General features: G+C 55.0%; 14 protein-coding genes. 11 read left to right on the forward strand and 3 right to left on the reverse strand.

Features of this window, described 5'->3' with window-relative positions; genetic code table 11:
• The first annotated feature begins 26 nt into the window (after nt 1-26).
• Nucleotides 27-761, forward strand: a complete 735-nt coding sequence (locus QT231_RS19585; protein WP_308338496.1) for an arginyltransferase — start codon at nt 27-29, stop codon at nt 759-761.
• Between the two features lie 131 nt (nt 762-892).
• Nucleotides 893-1,111: a translation initiation factor IF-1 gene (gene infA / locus QT231_RS19590; protein ID WP_007111068.1), complete on the forward strand. Its 219-nt coding sequence runs from the start codon at nt 893-895 to the stop codon at nt 1,109-1,111.
• Between the two features lie 112 nt (nt 1,112-1,223).
• Here infA and clpA read toward each other — a convergent pair whose 3' ends face one another.
• The 3 genes from clpA to QT231_RS19605 all read right to left on the reverse strand — a co-directional run bounded on the left by clpA (nt 1,224) and on the right by QT231_RS19605 (nt 6,479).
• Complete coding sequence (gene clpA, locus QT231_RS19595; protein WP_308338497.1) at nt 1,224-3,500, reverse strand: ATP-dependent Clp protease ATP-binding subunit ClpA; 2,277 nt, start codon at nt 3,498-3,500, stop codon at nt 1,224-1,226.
• A gap of 139 nt (nt 3,501-3,639) precedes the next feature.
• Nucleotides 3,640-3,948, reverse strand: a complete 309-nt coding sequence (gene clpS / locus QT231_RS19600; RefSeq protein WP_035538640.1) for an ATP-dependent Clp protease adapter ClpS — start codon at nt 3,946-3,948, stop codon at nt 3,640-3,642.
• 293 nt (nt 3,949-4,241) lie between these two features.
• Entirely contained in the window at nt 4,242-6,479 is a 2,238-nt protein-coding gene (locus QT231_RS19605; protein WP_308338498.1) for an NADP-dependent isocitrate dehydrogenase, read from the reverse strand.
• A gap of 244 nt (nt 6,480-6,723) precedes the next feature.
• On the opposite strand from QT231_RS19605, the gene QT231_RS19610 reads away from it, so the two are divergent.
• The 9 genes from QT231_RS19610 (at nt 6,724) to QT231_RS19650 (ending at nt 15,757) form a co-directional block, all read left to right on the forward strand.
• Nucleotides 6,724-7,368, forward strand: coding sequence for a pseudouridine synthase (locus tag QT231_RS19610; RefSeq protein WP_308338499.1), 645 nt, complete (start codon nt 6,724-6,726; stop codon nt 7,366-7,368).
• On the forward strand, nt 7,368-7,808 hold the full coding sequence (locus tag QT231_RS19615) for an NUDIX domain-containing protein (RefSeq protein WP_308338500.1): 441 nt from the start codon (nt 7,368-7,370) through the stop codon (nt 7,806-7,808). The genes QT231_RS19610 and QT231_RS19615 overlap by 1 nt, the downstream gene beginning before the upstream one ends.
• Before the next feature lie 73 nt (nt 7,809-7,881).
• Nucleotides 7,882-9,072: a tRNA 2-thiouridine(34) synthase MnmA gene (gene mnmA, locus QT231_RS19620; protein WP_374694416.1), complete on the forward strand. Its 1,191-nt coding sequence runs from the start codon at nt 7,882-7,884 to the stop codon at nt 9,070-9,072.
• Nucleotides 9,069-9,710: a high frequency lysogenization protein HflD gene (gene hflD / locus QT231_RS19625; protein WP_088701115.1), complete on the forward strand. Its 642-nt coding sequence runs from the start codon at nt 9,069-9,071 to the stop codon at nt 9,708-9,710. Before mnmA ends, hflD begins: the two co-directional genes overlap by 4 nt.
• 65 nt (nt 9,711-9,775) lie before the next feature.
• Entirely contained in the window at nt 9,776-11,161 is a 1,386-nt protein-coding gene (gene purB, locus QT231_RS19630) for an adenylosuccinate lyase (protein ID WP_308338502.1), read from the forward strand.
• Nucleotides 11,162-11,223: 62 nt separating this feature from the next.
• On the forward strand, nt 11,224-12,414 hold the full coding sequence (locus tag QT231_RS19635) for a cupin domain-containing protein (RefSeq protein ID WP_308338503.1): 1,191 nt from the start codon (nt 11,224-11,226) through the stop codon (nt 12,412-12,414).
• On the forward strand, nt 12,414-12,854 hold the full coding sequence (locus QT231_RS19640) for a GNAT family N-acetyltransferase (protein WP_308338504.1): 441 nt from the start codon (nt 12,414-12,416) through the stop codon (nt 12,852-12,854). Before QT231_RS19635 ends, QT231_RS19640 begins: the two co-directional genes overlap by 1 nt.
• Before the next feature lie 527 nt (nt 12,855-13,381).
• A complete protein-coding gene (locus tag QT231_RS19645; protein ID WP_308338505.1) occupies nt 13,382-14,980 on the forward strand; it encodes an isocitrate lyase in 1,599 nt (532 codons plus the stop codon).
• A 306-nt stretch (nt 14,981-15,286) separates the two neighbouring features.
• Complete coding sequence (locus QT231_RS19650) at nt 15,287-15,757, forward strand: glycine zipper 2TM domain-containing protein (protein ID WP_308338506.1); 471 nt, start codon at nt 15,287-15,289, stop codon at nt 15,755-15,757.
• Nucleotides 15,758-15,909 lie beyond the last annotated feature (152 nt).

The following is a 15,909-nucleotide window of genomic DNA, read 5'->3' on the forward strand; positions in this document are numbered from 1 at the left end:
ATTTTTTTATAACGAGGAGACAGGCCGTGAGTAGTAACACTCCGCGTCGGCCGGTGCGGGATTTGCGCTTCTTCCTTACCGTGCCGCATGCCTGTAGCTATTTACCCGGCAGGGAAGCGACTACGCTGTTTCTCGATCCCCAGGAGTCGCCCGTTCCGGGTGTCTATGACTCGCTGGCGCTGTTAGGTTTTCGTCGCAGTGGCCGACACCTTTACCGCCCCCACTGTGACGGCTGCAGCGCCTGCCACTCGGTGCGCATCCCGGTTGAGCAGTTTGCGGCTAACCGCACTCAGCGTAAAATCTGGCGCCGCAATGCCGACATCCACGTTCGTGTTGTGCCAGCTCACTTTGCATCCAGCCACTACTCGCTTTACGCTGACTATATTCGCCAGCGCCATGCCGACGGCGATATGTACCCTCCCAGCCGCGAGCAGTACCGTACCTTTCTCACCCTAGATGAGCCCTATGCCCATCTGATGGAGATGTATCTCGGCGACGAACTGGTCGGGGTAGCCGCCTTTGACCAGTTGGAGCACGGTCTCTCGGCAATCTACACCTTCTTTGCCGTGAGCGAAGCACTGGATAAGCGTTCGCTAGGCACCTTTGCTATTCTCCAGCTCATTGAGCTCAGTCGAGAAAAAGCGCTGCCGCACCTTTATTTAGGGTATTGGATCGAAGAGTGCCGTAAGATGCGTTACAAGCAGGCTTTTGCGCCGTTGGAAATACTCGACGGGCGCCATTGGCGGCCATTAATTCGCTAAACCCACGAGCTTTTTTGCCTTGACGGCGGGCTTACGGCACAATATAGCGCTGTTTCTTGAGCGCCCACCTAGCGGCACTCAAATTCTGACCGGTTATTACATCACTAACTCATAAGTGAGGACATGCCTATATGGCACGCGAAGATCATATTGAAATGGAAGGCGTTATCGTCGATACCCTTCCGAACACCATGTTTCGGGTTGAGCTGGAAAACGGTCACGTCGTTACCGCTCACATCTCTGGCAAAATGCGCAAAAACTATATCCGCATTCTGACCGGCGACAAGGTAAAAGTAGAGCTGACACCGTACGACCTGTCCAAAGGCCGTATCGTCTACCGTTCGCGCTAAGCCCTCAGCGGGTTGATGACGGCTGACTAAGAACGACAACGCCCCGTCAAAGACAGGGCGCTGCGTTTCTATGAATTTACATCTTTGGCGTCAATGCGGCTTAGCGCCCTTTTCAGGGCGCATCCGCCATTTCAGTCTCAGTGGAAAGATGCAGTTCACCCTCCTCTAGGCTTACGTGAACAATGCCGCCCTGGTCAGCCAGTTCGCCAAACAGAATCATCTCGGCTAGTGGCTTCTTCAGCTTCTCTTGAATGAGGCGCGCCATTGGTCGTGCGCCCATATCAGGATCGTAGCCTTTATCGGCCAGCCAATCCCGGGCCATATCGTCCACATCCAGCTGAACACGCTTCTCATCCAGCTGCGCCTGCAGTTCGATCAAGAACTTGTCGACGACATTGCGCACTATGGAAACCGGCAGCGAATGGAACTGAATGATGCCATCCAGACGGTTGCGGAACTCCGGCGAGAAGGTGCGGCGGATCACTTCCATGGCATCGGTAGAGTGATCTTGACTTTGGAAGCCAATTGAACGGCGCGATGCCTGCTCTGCACCGGCGTTGGAGGTCATGATCAGGATAACGTGGCGGAAGTCCGCTTCGCGGCCATTGTTATCCGTTAAACGACCGTGATCCATGACCTGCAGCAGCAGGTTAAAGACTTCCGGGTGCGCTTTCTCAATCTCATCCAACAGCAGTACGCAGTGTGGCTGCTTGGTAACCGCTTCGGTCAGCAGGCCACCCTGGTCGTAACCCACGTAACCAGGAGGCGCACCAATCAGGCGCGATACGGTGTGACGCTCCATGTACTCGGACATATCGAAGCGCACCAGCTCGATGCCCATGATATTCGCAAGCTGTTTGGCCACTTCCGTCTTACCCACACCGGTAGGGCCGGCAAACAGGAAGCTACCAACGGGCTTATCGGGGGATTTAAGCCCGGCCCGGGAGAGTTTAATAGCCGCGGAGAGGCTATCAATCGCTTCATCCTGCCCGAATACCAGCATTTTCAGGTCACGATCCAGCTTCTCGAGCAGTTTACGGTCAGAGCTCGATACACTCTTCGGCGGAATGCGCGCAATCGATGCCACCACGGCTTCCACTTGCTCGACATCGATGGTCTTGGCGCGAACTTCCGGAGGCAGTAGTCGCTGGTGCGCGCCTGCCTCGTCAATCACATCAATCGCTTTGTCAGGCAGGAAACGGTCGTTGATATAGCGATCCGCCAAACGTGCCGCACTCTCCAGCGCGCCATCGGTGTACTTCAGTTCGTGGTGCTCTTCAAAGCGTGAACGCAACCCTTTTAGGATTTTGATGGTGTCTTCAACCGAGGGCGCCATCACATCCACTTTTTGGAAGCGCCGCGCCAGGGCACGATCTTTCTCAAAGATACCGCGAAACTCTTGGAACGTGGTCGAGCCAATGCAGCGCAGCTCGCCCGAGGAGAGCAGCGGTTTGAGCAGGTTAGACGCGTCCATCACGCCACCCGACGCAGCACCAGCACCAATGACGGTATGGATCTCATCGATGAACAGCACAGCGTTAGGCTGTTTGCGTAGTTCGCTCAGCAGGCTCTTGAGACGTTTTTCAAAATCCCCACGGTACTTGGTGCCAGCCAGCAGCGCGCCCATGTCCAGCGAGTAGACCACCGCATCGGCAATCACGTCAGGCACGTCTTCTTCAACGATACGCTTGGCTAAGCCCTCGGCCACCGCAGTTTTACCCACCCCCGCTTCGCCGACTAACAATGGGTTATTTTTGCGCCGCCGAGCCAGAATTTGCACCACGCGTTCAAGCTCATGATCACGGCCAATTAGCGGATCAATTTTACCCAGCCGGGCTTGTTCGTTCAGGTTGGTAGCGTAGCCAGTCAATGGATGCGCGGCGCCCTCGTTACCACCCTCTTCCGCGTCTTCACTCTCGGATGAAGAGGGAGCGGGAGACGGGCCGTGACCAGCCACTTTGGAGATGCCGTGGGCGATGTAGTTGACCGCATCGACCCGTGCAACGCTCTGTTGCTTAAGGAAGTAAACCGCCTGGCTCTCTTGTTCGGAGAAAATCGCCACCAGCACATTGGCGCCGGACACTTCGCTTTTGCCAGATGACTGAACGTGGAAGACCGCCCGCTGTAAAACACGCTGAAAACCAAGCGTCGGCTGGGTCTCGCGATCACCCTGGCCTTCTGGGATCAGTGGCGTAGTCGAGTTAATAAAATCCTGCAGATCGGACCGCAGCTTGTCGAGGTTCGCCCCACAGGCCTTCAGTACGTCTACCGCTGAGGCATTATCTAGCAACGCTAGCAGCAGGTGCTCAACGGTCATAAACTCATGGCGCTTGGAACGCGCCACGGTGAAGGCCGTGTTCAGGGTCATTTCAAGTTCTTTGCTCAGCATGGCAGTCCCCTTTTCGCTACTACCTAGGGCGTATCGCCACCTAGGGCTTGCGTCGGATCAGTTTAATCGACCGGCACTCTCAACATCGGGTACAAATGGCACGGTTGCAAGCCTCGCCACCAATTATTTCTCAACGTTTCTAATTGGCGGCCTCAATATCACTTATCAACGGGTGCTCACACTCACGGGCATATTCATTGACTTGATAGCTTTTGGTTTCGGCTATATCGCGCGTAAACACGCCACAAGTGCCCTTTCCTTGGGTATGTACGGCGAGCATGACCTGAACGGCCGTCTCGCTATCCATATTAAAAAAATCCTGCAGCACTTCAATGACAAATTCCATAGGTGTGTAATCGTCATTGTGAAGTACCACCTTATAAAGCGGCGGTTGAGCCAGCGCCGGTTCTGCTGACTGCACCGCTATATCACCATCTTCATCAGGCATATTTGGCCGTGTCATCCCCGCAAGTACGGGCCGCAGGGCCAAGCATGAACTATTTTGGTTAGGCATAAGCAACACGGTTGGTTGTCTCAACACTGACCGATGGAAGTCTAAAGGCTATTGTCTACTTTCAGACGCTGCCGATCAGCAAGGGTTCATGGAAAATACAAAATTAACATATTCGATAAGACAAAAAACCCTCGCCCACCAGGGTGGGCGAGGGGTGTCACAGCGTTTTCATGCGCTTTGCCCAGTGGGCCGCGCAGAGTACTTGTGAAACGCCTGTCTTGGCAGCGTTAGCCGTTTGCCACCATAGCAAGCGCTTCGTTAAGCGTTTTGCTCGGACGCATGACTTGGCTAGCCAACTCGCCGTTCGGGTGATAATAGCCTTTAAGATCAACAGGCTGCCCTTGAACGCCATTGAGTTCATCAATGATTGTCGCTTCATTAGCTTTCAGCGTTTCCACCAGGCGGGCAAAACGTGTTTTCAATTCAGCGTCTTGATCTTGAGCCGCCAACGCTTCTGCCCAGTATAACGCCAGGTAGAAATGGCTGCCTCGGTTGTCCAACTCACCCACTTTGCGTGAAGGCGACTTGTTGCTTTCGAGGAACTTGCCGTTTGCTTCATCCAGCGCTTTCGCCAGCAGCTTAGCACGGTCGTTACCAAAGCGTTTAGCCAGGTGCTCCAAAGAGGCTACCAGTGCCAGGAACTCGCCAAGGCTGTCCCAGCGCAGATGATTCTCTTCCAGCAGTTGCTGAACGTGCTTGGGTGCGGAGCCACCGGCACCGGTTTCAAACAGACCACCGCCATCCATCAGGGGAACGATAGAGAGCATCTTAGCACTGGTGCCCAGCTCAAGAATCGGGAATAGATCCGTCAGGTAATCGCGCAGGATGTTACCCGTCACTGAGATGGTATCAAGGCCACGAATCACACGCTCTAGCGTGTAACGCATTGCCCGAACCTGGGACATGATATGAATTTCCAGCCCATCGGTGTCGTGATCCTTGAGGTACGTTTTGACCTTTTTGATCAGCTCGTTCTCATGCGGGCGGTATGGGTCGAGCCAGAACACCGTCGGCATACCAGAATCACGGCAGCGCTCTACTGCCAGCTTGACCCAGTCGCGAATCGGCGCGTCCTTGACTTGGCACATCCGCCAGATATCACCCTGCTCCACATTCTGCGTCAGCAGCACCTCACCCGTGTCCAGATCGGTGATATTGGCAACACCATCTTCCGGAATTTCAAAGGTCTTGTCGTGGGAGCCGTACTCTTCGGCTTTTTGCGCCATCAAGCCAACATTGGGTACGGTGCCCATGGTCGCTGGATCAAAAGCACCGTGCCATTTACAGAAATTGATCATTTCCTGGTAAATACGCGCGAATGTAGACTCGGGCATAACGGCCTTAACGTCCTTAAGACGACCGTCACCGCCGTACATCTTGCCTCCGGCACGAATCATCGCCGGCATTGAAGCGTCCACAATCACATCGCTGGGCGAGTGGAAGTTGGTGATACCACGCGCCGAATCCACCATTGCCAACTCTGGGCGCTTTTCATGGCACGCGTGCAAGTCGCTGATGATTTCATCGCGCTGTGATTCTGACAACGTCTCGATCTTCTCGTAGAGATTGGCGATGCCATTATTGACGTCGACACCCAGCTCTTTGAACAACTCACCGTGTTTCTCAAAGGCGTCTTTGTAAAAAATCTTGATACAGTGGCCAAACACAATCGGGTGTGAAACCTTCATCATCGTCGCTTTTACGTGCAACGAGAACATCACGCCAGACTTGCGGGCATCTTCTATTTCCTGCTCGTAGAATTCGAGCAAGGCTTTTTTGCTCATGAACATACTGTCGATGATCTCGCCTTCGAGTAGCGGGATATTCGACTTGAGCACCTGGGTTTGGCCACTCTTGGTGGTCAGTTCCATCTTCACATTGCGCGCACGATCCAGCGTTATCGACTTTTCACCGTCGTAGAAATCGCCCTTATGCATGTGGGAAACGTGGCTACGCGAGGCCTGACTCCACTCACCCATCGAGTGAGGGTATTTTCGCGCGTACTCTTTGACGGCCTTCGGCGCACGACGGTCAGAGTTACCTTCACGCAACACTGGGTTAACCGCGCTGCCTTTGACTTTGTCGTAGCGCGCTTTGATATCTTTCTCTTCGTCGGTGCTTGGCTCGTCAGGATACTCCGGCAGCGGGTAGCCCTGCTCTTGCAGTTCTTTGATAACTGCCCGCAGCTGCGGCATGGAAGCACTGATATTGGGCAATTTGATGATATTGGCTTCCGGAACCCTGGCCAGTGCACCCAATTCAGCCAAGTGATCCTCAATGCGCTGTTCTTCAGTTAAATAATCGGGGAATAAAGCGAGAACACGGGCCGCCAGGGAGATATCCCGGGTTTCCACTTCAATGCCAGCAGCGTCGGTAAAGGCGTCAATAATTGGAAGCAAAGAGTATGTTGCGAGCGCAGGCGCCTCGTCGGTGAGCGTGTAAATGATCTTCGGCGTTTTAGACATTTTGCGTTAACCTCTTTTCTATCGCTGTGATTATAAAGACCCTGAGCAACGCGACTCATTCAACGAGAGACCATGCCGCGAAGCAGGCGGGGTCGTTTTATTTGGCTTTCTAGGTTATTGATCGATGGTTGTTGAGCTGGTTATTGGGATAGCTGTTGAAACGACTTTTGAAAAGTATACCAGCGCAGCATTTTAATCGCATGAGAGATTGTCGACAAATCAAGGGCAACCCCATAAAGAGATCATGAGTACCTTATATTTACTGCACAAACCCTATCGTATGCTCTCTCAGTTTACCGACAAACAGGCTCGCGCCACATTAGCCGATGTTATTACGGTGCCAGGGGTGTACGCCGCCGGACGCCTTGATTACGACTCAGAGGGTCTGCTACTGCTCAGTGATGACGGCGAATTGATTCACCGCATCTCTCACCCGCGTTACAAGCAGCCCAAAACCTACTGGGCTCAAGTAGAAGGTGAGATTAGTGACGCAGCGCTGAAAGCGCTACGTCAAGGGGTGGCGCTGAAAGATGGCCCAACGCAGCCAGCCAAGGCTCGTCGAATAGATCCCCCGACGATTGCGCCGCGCCAACCCGACATCGACCCCAAACGCCACCCGTCGACTAGCTGGCTGGAGCTCACCATCAGCGAAGGCCGTAACCGCCAAGTGCGCCGCATGACCGCCCACGTCGGCTTTCCAACCCTGCGTTTGATTCGTGCGGCCATTGGCCCCTGGCGGCTGGATGGTTTAGCCCCTGGCGAATGGCGCAAAGAGACCCTGCACGCGCCCCGGCCCGCCAATGCGCCCCCTGGTCGGGGAGTAGGACAGCGAGTAGCGCAGCAGAAAAATCAGCGCGCACGGCCCACCACCAAACGCAGGAAACCCTGATGAGCCTTATTCGTAGCACGGCAGCCTGCGTGATTCAGCAGGGCCAGCGCTTTTTGCTGGTGGAAGAGCATCGCGGCGGCCCGCAAAGCGTGTTTAATCAGCCCGCTGGGCATATTGAACCCGGCGAAGGCCCCATCAGAGCAATTCTGCGCGAGGTAGTGGAAGAGACTGCCTGGCAGGTATCACTTACCGGGTATCTGGGCCTGTATGTTTTTCATACCGGCGCTGGAGAAACGTTCCATAGCCACGGGTTCATTGCTGAGCCGCTTCAGCAACTCGACCTTCCCCTCGACCCGGATATTTTCGCCACCCACTGGCTTACCGTTGAGCAGATACGGTCGCTCGAGCAGCAGGCGCGCCTGCGCAGCCCGCTAGTGCTTAAACGCATTGAAGACGCACTCAGCGAGCAGTGTTACCCGCTGGCAGTGATTCGCGAGTGAAGCACTCGAAGGCATTCCCTCCCATCGTGTATAATCCCCGCCCAATTGCACACTACTTCTACTGAGGATGCCTATGTCATCCAATACCGGGTCATCCAATACCGAGTCATCCAGCACTGGCTCAACCACTACCGAAACCTCTGCTAACGGCAAAGTGATTGTCGGTATGTCCGGCGGCGTGGACTCGTCCGTTTCTGCCCTTCTCCTTATGCAGCAAGGCTATGAGGTGGAAGGTCTGTTTATGAAAAATTGGGATGAAGACGACGGCACCGAGTACTGTACGGCCAAAGAGGATCTCGCCGACGCCGAGGCGGTCTGCGCAAAGCTCGGCATTAAGCTGCACACCGCTAATTTTGCCGCGGAGTATTGGGATAACGTCTTTGAGCACTTTTTAGCCGAATACAAAGCGGGCCGCACACCCAACCCGGATATTCTGTGTAACCGGGAGATCAAGTTTAAGGTGTTCCTTGAGTACGCCGAAATGCTCGGGGCTAGCAAAATCGCCACCGGCCACTATGTTCGTCAAGGGCATGTCCGCCAAGGCATGAGCGAAAGTCGCCCCCGCCTGCTTAAAGGCCTGGATGGCAATAAAGATCAAAGCTACTTCCTGCATGCGGTGCCGGAAGCCGCGATTGCACGCACCCTGTTCCCCGTGGGTGAGCTGGAAAAACCTGCCGTGCGCGCCTTGGCTGAACAGCATGGACTGGTTACCGCCAAGAAAAAGGACTCCACAGGCATCTGCTTTATCGGCGAGCGGCGCTTTCGCGACTTCCTGCAGCAGTACCTACCCGCCCAGCCCGGCAGCATTGAAACGCCGGATGGCGATGTGATTGGCCAACATATGGGGCTGATGTACTACACCCTGGGCCAGCGCCAGGGCCTTGGGATTGGCGGGCTTTCCAACTATTCAGAAGAGCCCTGGTACGTGGCGGCAAAAGATCTTGATCGCAATGTACTGATCGCGGTGCAGGGTAAGCACGATCAACTGCTCTACTCCGATACATTAGCCACCGAGGCGATGGACTGGGTCGCCGGTGAGCCGCCGGCTCAACAGGGTCGCTTTACCGCTAAGACCCGCTATCGGCAAAGCGACTGCAGCTGTGAAATGCGCGTGCTGCCCGACGGCGGCGTTGAGGTCACTTTCGACGACCCACAGTGGGCGGTTACCCCAGGCCAGTCACTAGTACTTTACGATGGCGATATTTGCTTGGGAGGCGGCGTTATCCGGGCCACCTGGAAGAAAACCACGGAGGCCGCCGCATGAATCCCACCACCCCGATTCATCGCGCTCCCGACTCCCCGGCCGCCCGCCAAGCGCTTGCTTTGGCGGGCGTGTTTCAGGCCGCTAGCCTGGTTGACGAGCTCGCCCGCACAGGCCAAGTCGACCCCCGCGCCTGGGAAACGCTGATTGAGGCCACCGTTGATACTAATCCAGCAAGTTTCGAAGCGATTTATGGCGGGCACCCCAATAACCTTCGTCGGGGCCTGGATACCTTAGAAGCCCTGGTAGGTCGCAAACAGGCGAACCCGGTGGTACTGCGTTACGGTTTTTCGCTGCTGATGCTGATGAATAAGCTGCGCACCAATAACGACATGATGGATACGCTGGGGCAAAAATTAACCCGTATTCAGGGGCAGGCTGAACACTTCGGCACTACCCATGAAAACGTGGTCGCCAGCCTAGGGGAAGCTTACCAGGAGACCATCTCCACGTTTAAAACCCGTATTGTGGTGCAGGGCGACCCGTCGCTACTGCAGAGCCGCATGATGCCCGAGCGCGTGCGCGCCTGTTTAATGGCAGGCATCCGCTTTGGGCTACTGTGGCACCAGCAAGGTGGGCGACGCTGGAAGCTGGTATTCCAGCGTAAAGCGCTACGCCGGGCGCTGGACAGCCTCAGTTAAGCCACTATTTAATCGATTAACCTGCTCTCGACTAATTTTCTTTCGAACCTCCTGGAAACGATGCCATGCAACTCTCCGCTTTGACCGCCCTTTCCCCCGTCGATGGCCGCTACGCCTCTAAAGCCGCCGCCCTGCGCGAACATTTCAGTGAATTCGGCCTGATCCGCGCCCGTGTGATTGTGGAAGTTCGCTGGCTACAGCGTCTGGCTGAACACGCGCAAATTATCGAAGTACCGAGACTCTCCGCTGAAGCTACGGCGTTTCTAGAGCAGTTGATTCGTGAGTTTTCGCTTGAAGACGCCGAACGCATCAAAGAGATCGAGCGCACCACCAACCATGACGTCAAGGCGGTGGAGTATTTCCTCAAAGAGAAAATTGCCAATCAAGCCGAGCTGCATGCGGTCACTGAGTTCATTCACTTCGCCTGCACCAGTGAGGATATCAACAACCTCTCTTACGGCGTGATGCTCAGCGATGGCCTGAACGCCATGCTACCCACCATGCACGAAGTGGCTGATGAAATCGGCAAATTAGCCATTGCCCATGCCGCCCAGCCGATGCTTTCCCGCACTCACGGGCAAACGGCGACGCCCACCACGCTGGGTAAAGAGATGGCCAATGTGGCTTACCGCCTCAAGCGCCAGCTTAAGCAGATTGAAGCGGTGGAAGTGCTGGGCAAGATCAATGGCGCCGTGGGCAATTACAACGCTCACCTGACCACCTACCCGGAAATTGACTGGGAAGCCAACGCGCGTACCTTCGTGGAAGGCCTGGGGTTAACCTTTAACCCTTACACCACCCAGATCGAGCCCCACGACTATATCGCCGAACTGTTTGACGCCATTTGCCGCTTCAATACGATCCTGATCGACTTCGATCGCGACGTATGGGGCTATATTTCATTGGGCTACTTCAAGCAGCGCACGGTGGAGGGCGAAATTGGCTCATCGACCATGCCGCACAAAGTTAACCCGATCGACTTTGAAAACTCCGAGGGCAACCTGGGCCTGGCCAATGCGGTGCTCAGCCATCTCGCCCAGAAGCTGCCCATCTCGCGCTGGCAGCGTGACCTGACCGACTCCACCGTGCTGCGTAATCTGGGCGTGGGCCTAGCCTATGGTTTGATTGCTTACCATGCCAGCCTGAAAGGCATCAGCAAGCTGGAAGCCAATCCCGAGCGTTTAGAGGCTGACCTGGACAACAGCTGGGAAGTGCTTGCCGAGCCAATCCAAACGGTGATGCGCCGCTACGGCATCGAAAAGCCCTACGAAAAACTCAAGCAGTTGACCCGTGGCAAGCGTATTGACCAGGCGGGCTTTGCGGCGTTTATTGATACCCTGGAACTGCCTGGCGAGGTCAAAACCGAGTTGAAGGCGCTCTCACCAGCCAACTATATTGGTAATGCCCAGGCCCAGGCCGAAGCATTGACGCAACAATTAAACTCTTTATAAAGACATCTATAAAGACATCTATAACGCCATATAACGCTAACTTACTAACGCCAGGGAATGCCATGAACCATCACGATAAGCCGTTAACCCTGCTGGGCGACCTTACCGCCGCCGACTTTCTGGCCAATTATTGGCAGCAAAAGCCGCTGCTGATTCGCGGCGCGATGCCGGATTTCATCAGCCCGATTGAAGCCGATGAGCTGGCAGGGCTTGCCTGCGAGCCTGGCGTGGAAGCGCGATTGGTCGAAGAAGAAGGCCCGGATGGGCCCTGGCAAGTCTCCCATGGCCCCTTCGATGAAGCCACCTTCGAACGGCTGCCGGAAAACAACTGGAGCCTGCTGGTGCAAGCGGTTGATCACTATGTGCCGTCAGTGGCTGCACTAATGGACGAGTTTGATTTTCTGCCCCGTTGGCGGCTCGATGATGTGATGATCAGCTACGCGCCTCCTGGCGGTAATGTGGGTGCCCATATTGATCAGTACGATGTTTTCCTACTCCAAGCCAGCGGCCACCGCCGCTGGCAGTTGGGTGGCAAACTGACCGATGAAGCGCCGATTATCCAGGGGATTGATCTGCGCATTTTAAAGGAGTTCACCGTAGAGCCTGACTCCGACTGGGTGCTTGATCCCGGCGACATGCTCTATCTCCCACCTGGTTGGGCGCATCACGGCGTTAGCCAGAGCGATGACTGCATGACCATCTCGATTGGTTTTCGTGCTCCCTCCGCCGATGAAGCAATCACCTCCTATGCCGACTATTTAGGCGAGCAGCTTCCCGCCTCACAGCGTTACAGCGATGCAGGCATGGCGCCTGCCCAGCAGGCCGGTGAACTGGACGACGCAGCCGTTGAACGTATGCGTCAGCTGATTATATCGACGCTGGATAACCCCACCCAAGTCGCCCAGTGGTTTGGCCGGGTGATGACTCAGCCAAAATATGTCGATCAAGTGGTACCGCTTGAAACGCCGATGACCGAGGCTGAGCTTGTTGCTCAGCTACAAGACGGCGAACCGCTTTACCATATGCCCGGTGCACGCTTTGCCTGGCGTAGTGATGCCAGCGGCACCACGCTGTTTGTCGATGGCGACGGCCACGCCTGTTCGGTTGAGCTAGCCAAGCGACTTGCCGACACTACTCCGCTCTACGCCGAAGACCTTGAGCTTGACGGTGCCGCTACGCTAATCACGCAGCTGGTTAATACCGGCAGCCTCGGCTTTATGAGCGATGAAGGTGACGACGACGAGGGGTATTAATGGCCATCACCCACATCAGTACCGGCGACTGGGAGGCACTGGGCCAGGCTGCCAGCGAAATCCGGCGCAAGGTATTTATTGAAGAGCAAAACGTGCCTCCGGATGAGGAGTGGGATGATTTAGACCCAGAATGCCAGCACTTTTTGGCGCTCCTCGACGGGCAGCCGGTCGGCACCGCACGACTGCTGCCCGACGCGCATATTGGCCGTGTCGCGGTACTTAGTGATGCCCGCGGCACCGGCATTGGTGTACTGCTGATGCAGTCCGCCATTGAAGCGGCTCGCCATGCGGGTCACGCCCAGGTAGCCCTCAGCGCTCAGGTTCACGCGCTGGCTTTTTATGAGCGGCTAGGCTTCGTCGCCCACGGCGATGAGTTTATGGATGCGGGCATTCCCCATCGAGAAATGACGCTTTCGCTTACGGAGTTTCAACCCCAGTAGGCACCGAATCGGATCAACCCTCCGCGGGGGCGCTGTAAACCCATCCATGGGCGCTACTTTTGCCATCCATGGCAAAAGACCCCCGCTACGGGCCGATTCCGATCCTCTTTCTGCACATTTTATTTACAACTAATCTCTAGCACTGCCTCGGCAGTGCTTTTTTATGCCTTCCTGACGAAAAACCACTACACAAACCCACCGCTTTCTCACCCTACTGTAGTCGGGTTACAACGCCCTATGCCTCCAAGTGTCAATTGTTGAATGCGCTCTCCTAGTAGATAGTTGTTGCATTGCAGCGTTATGGCGATGTAGCGAGTACTTCAAGTCCGCGACGCTGTTTCAGATGTATTTAGCACTGATGTTTCTAGTACCCAAGACAATGGGCTTAGAGACGATTGACTTAGAGACAGAAACGCCAAATTGAATGATGCTGAACACAACTTCGCAGGTGCAGCATTAGCAAGCACTGATTGGCGAAACGACACCAGCATTTAAGAACTGCCAACACAAACGAAGAGGGTAAGCTCATGACAGGACTGCTCGACGATATCAAAGCCATGGCCCAACTACGCGAAGCACAAGGCGGTAAGTGGGAAGCCATCAAACCCGAGTACGCCGCCCGTATGCGTGCTCAAAACCGCTTTCACACCGGCCTGGACATTGCCCGCTACACCGCCAAAGTCATGCGCGAAGATATGGCCGCCTACGATGCTGACACCGCACAGTACACCCAGTCCCTGGGTTGCTGGCACGGCTTTATTGGTCAGCAGAAGCTTATCTCGATCAAAAAGCATTTTGGCACCACCAAACGTAGCTACCTCTACCTTTCAGGCTGGATGGTGGCCGCGCTGCGCTCCGAGTTTGGCCCACTGCCCGACCAGTCGATGCACGAAAAAACCTCCGTGGCGGATCTGATCGAAGAACTCTACACCTTTCTAAAACAAGCCGATGCCTGGGAACTTAACCACCTGTTCCGTGCGCTGGATGAAGCCAAAGAAGCCGGTGACAGCGGCAAAGAGCGTGAACTGATCAGCAAAATCGACAACTACGAAACCCATATCGTCCCCATCATTGCCGATATTGATGCGGGCTTTGGTAACGCAGAAGCCACCTACCTGCTGGCTAAGAAGTTTATTCAAGCGGGCGCCTGCTGTATTCAACTGGAAAACCAGGTCTCTGATGAGAAGCAGTGCGGCCACCAGGACGGTAAAGTCACCGTGCCCCATGAGGACTTCCTGGCCAAAATCAACGCCGTGCGTTACGCCTTCCTCGAACTCGGTATTGAAGATGGCGTTATCGTGGCGCGTACCGACTCACTGGGCGCTGGCTTGACGCAAAAAATTGCCGTCACCAATGAACCAGGCGACCTCGGCGATCAGTACAACAGCTTCCTGGATGGCGATGTGATTGAGAACGCTGCCGACATCAACAACGGCGACGTCGTCATCAAACAGAACGGTAAACTGGTTAAACCCAAGCGCCTCGCTTCGGGCCTTTACCAGTTCAAACCCGGAACCGGCGAAGACCGCGTTATTCTTGACTGCATCACCAGCCTGCAAAACGGTGCAGATCTGCTATGGATCGAAACCGAGAAGCCCCATGTGGGCCAGATTGCCAGCATGGTTAACCGGATTCGTGAAGTAGTGCCGGATGCCAAGCTGGTCTACAACAACTCACCGTCGTTCAACTGGACGCTGAACTTCCGCCAGCAGGTGTTCGATGCCTGGCAGGAAGAGGGTAAAGACGTTTCCGCATACCAGCGTGACAAGCTAATGAGCGCTGAGTACGATGACACCGAACTTGGCCAATTGGCCGATGAGTGGACGCGCAATTTCCAGCGCGACTCGTCTCGCGAAGCGGGCATCTTCCACCACTTGATCACACTGCCGACTTACCACACGGCCGCCCTGTCTACCGACAATCTCGCAAAAGGCTACTTCGGCGACGAAGGCATGCTGGCTTACGTAAAAGGCGTACAACGCCAGGAAATTCGTCAGGGAATCGCCACAGTACGTCACCAGGATATGGCCGGCTCCAATATCGGTGATGACCACAAAGAGTTCTTCCACGGCGATGCAGCGCTCAAAGCCGGTGGCAAAGACAATACGATGAACCAGTTTGGCTAATGGGCAGGTTTTAATACCTTAACTCACCATGCACCCCTACAACAGGAGGCCTCCCGGCCTCCTGTTTTTGTTTTTCTAGCGGTATTTGCACACTGTTTTCTTAATACACTGTTAGACTCTAGATTAAGCTATTTTTTGGCTACAGCTTGCTCAGCTTTGATCTTTTTAAACGATCGCTGGTCAAAGCCATTAGCATCGGCTATCTTTAACGAACACTGTTCTATAACTGCAATCGCTCCTCAAACCGTCATCTGAATGACAGCTATGTGGGCGACAGTTATCAACATAGACACCCTGGAGGTTTTAATGAAACGTCTTCTTTTACCCGTTGCCGCACTAAGCATTCTCACCCTGGCTGGCTGCGCCAACACATCCGGCTACTCTGGCGATGTCTATAGCGGTAACCAGGCTAAAACGAGCCAAAGCGTCACTTATGGCACTATCGTGGCGGTTCGCCCGGTACAGATTCAGGCGGAAAGCCGTGCAGGCGGTCTTTTAGGTAGTGGTGGTGGCGCGATCATTGGTGGCCTGCTGGGCAACCAAGTCGGTGGTGGCTCAGGTCGTCAATTGGCAACGGTTGCTGGCGCACTCGGTGGTGCGGTGGCAGGTACGGCCGCTGAAGATGCGACTAACCGCGTCAATGCACTGGAAATGGAAATTCGTCGTGATGACGGCTCTGACATCGTTGTTGTTCAGCGTGCAGATCGCCAATTCCAAGCTGGCCAGCGTGTTCGCTTGATCGGCAGTGGTGCTAACCTCAGCGTGGCGCCCTATTAAGCAGCATTGATAGTCGAAAGCGGTTAAGATCGAGTAGGAAGGGGAGTCGCCTCCCCTGTCCTCTCACACCACCGGGCATACGGTTCCGTACCACGGCGGTTCATGAAGAACGCTTGAGCCATCTTACCGCGTCCAGTATCGAGATCAGTCCC

This window comes from Halomonas sp. SpR1 (genome assembly GCF_031010175.1).
Lineage (GTDB): Bacteria > Pseudomonadota > Gammaproteobacteria > Pseudomonadales > Halomonadaceae > Vreelandella.

What these genes read in the sequence shown, in the direction of transcription:
- QT231_RS19605 (WP_308338498.1), bottom strand. Translation starts at nt 6,479, where the DNA reads ATGTCTAAAACGCCGAAGATCATTTACACGCTCACCGACGAGGCGCCT.
- infA (WP_007111068.1), top strand. Translation starts at nt 893, where the DNA reads ATGGCACGCGAAGATCATATTGAAATGGAAGGCGTTATCGTCGATACC.
- QT231_RS19635 (WP_308338503.1), top strand. Translation starts at nt 11,224, where the DNA reads ATGAACCATCACGATAAGCCGTTAACCCTGCTGGGCGACCTTACCGCC.
- mnmA (WP_374694416.1), top strand. Translation starts at nt 7,882, where the DNA reads ATGTCATCCAATACCGGGTCATCCAATACCGAGTCATCCAGCACTGGC.
- clpA (WP_308338497.1), bottom strand. Translation starts at nt 3,500, where the DNA reads ATGCTGAGCAAAGAACTTGAAATGACCCTGAACACGGCCTTCACCGTG.
- clpS (WP_035538640.1), bottom strand. Translation starts at nt 3,948, where the DNA reads ATGCCTGATGAAGATGGTGATATAGCGGTGCAGTCAGCAGAACCGGCG.
- QT231_RS19610 (WP_308338499.1), top strand. Translation starts at nt 6,724, where the DNA reads ATGAGTACCTTATATTTACTGCACAAACCCTATCGTATGCTCTCTCAG.
- purB (WP_308338502.1), top strand. Translation starts at nt 9,776, where the DNA reads ATGCAACTCTCCGCTTTGACCGCCCTTTCCCCCGTCGATGGCCGCTAC.
- QT231_RS19645 (WP_308338505.1), top strand. Translation starts at nt 13,382, where the DNA reads ATGACAGGACTGCTCGACGATATCAAAGCCATGGCCCAACTACGCGAA.
- QT231_RS19615 (WP_308338500.1), top strand. Translation starts at nt 7,368, where the DNA reads ATGAGCCTTATTCGTAGCACGGCAGCCTGCGTGATTCAGCAGGGCCAG.
- QT231_RS19640 (WP_308338504.1), top strand. Translation starts at nt 12,414, where the DNA reads ATGGCCATCACCCACATCAGTACCGGCGACTGGGAGGCACTGGGCCAG.
- QT231_RS19650 (WP_308338506.1), top strand. Translation starts at nt 15,287, where the DNA reads ATGAAACGTCTTCTTTTACCCGTTGCCGCACTAAGCATTCTCACCCTG.
- hflD (WP_088701115.1), top strand. Translation starts at nt 9,069, where the DNA reads ATGAATCCCACCACCCCGATTCATCGCGCTCCCGACTCCCCGGCCGCC.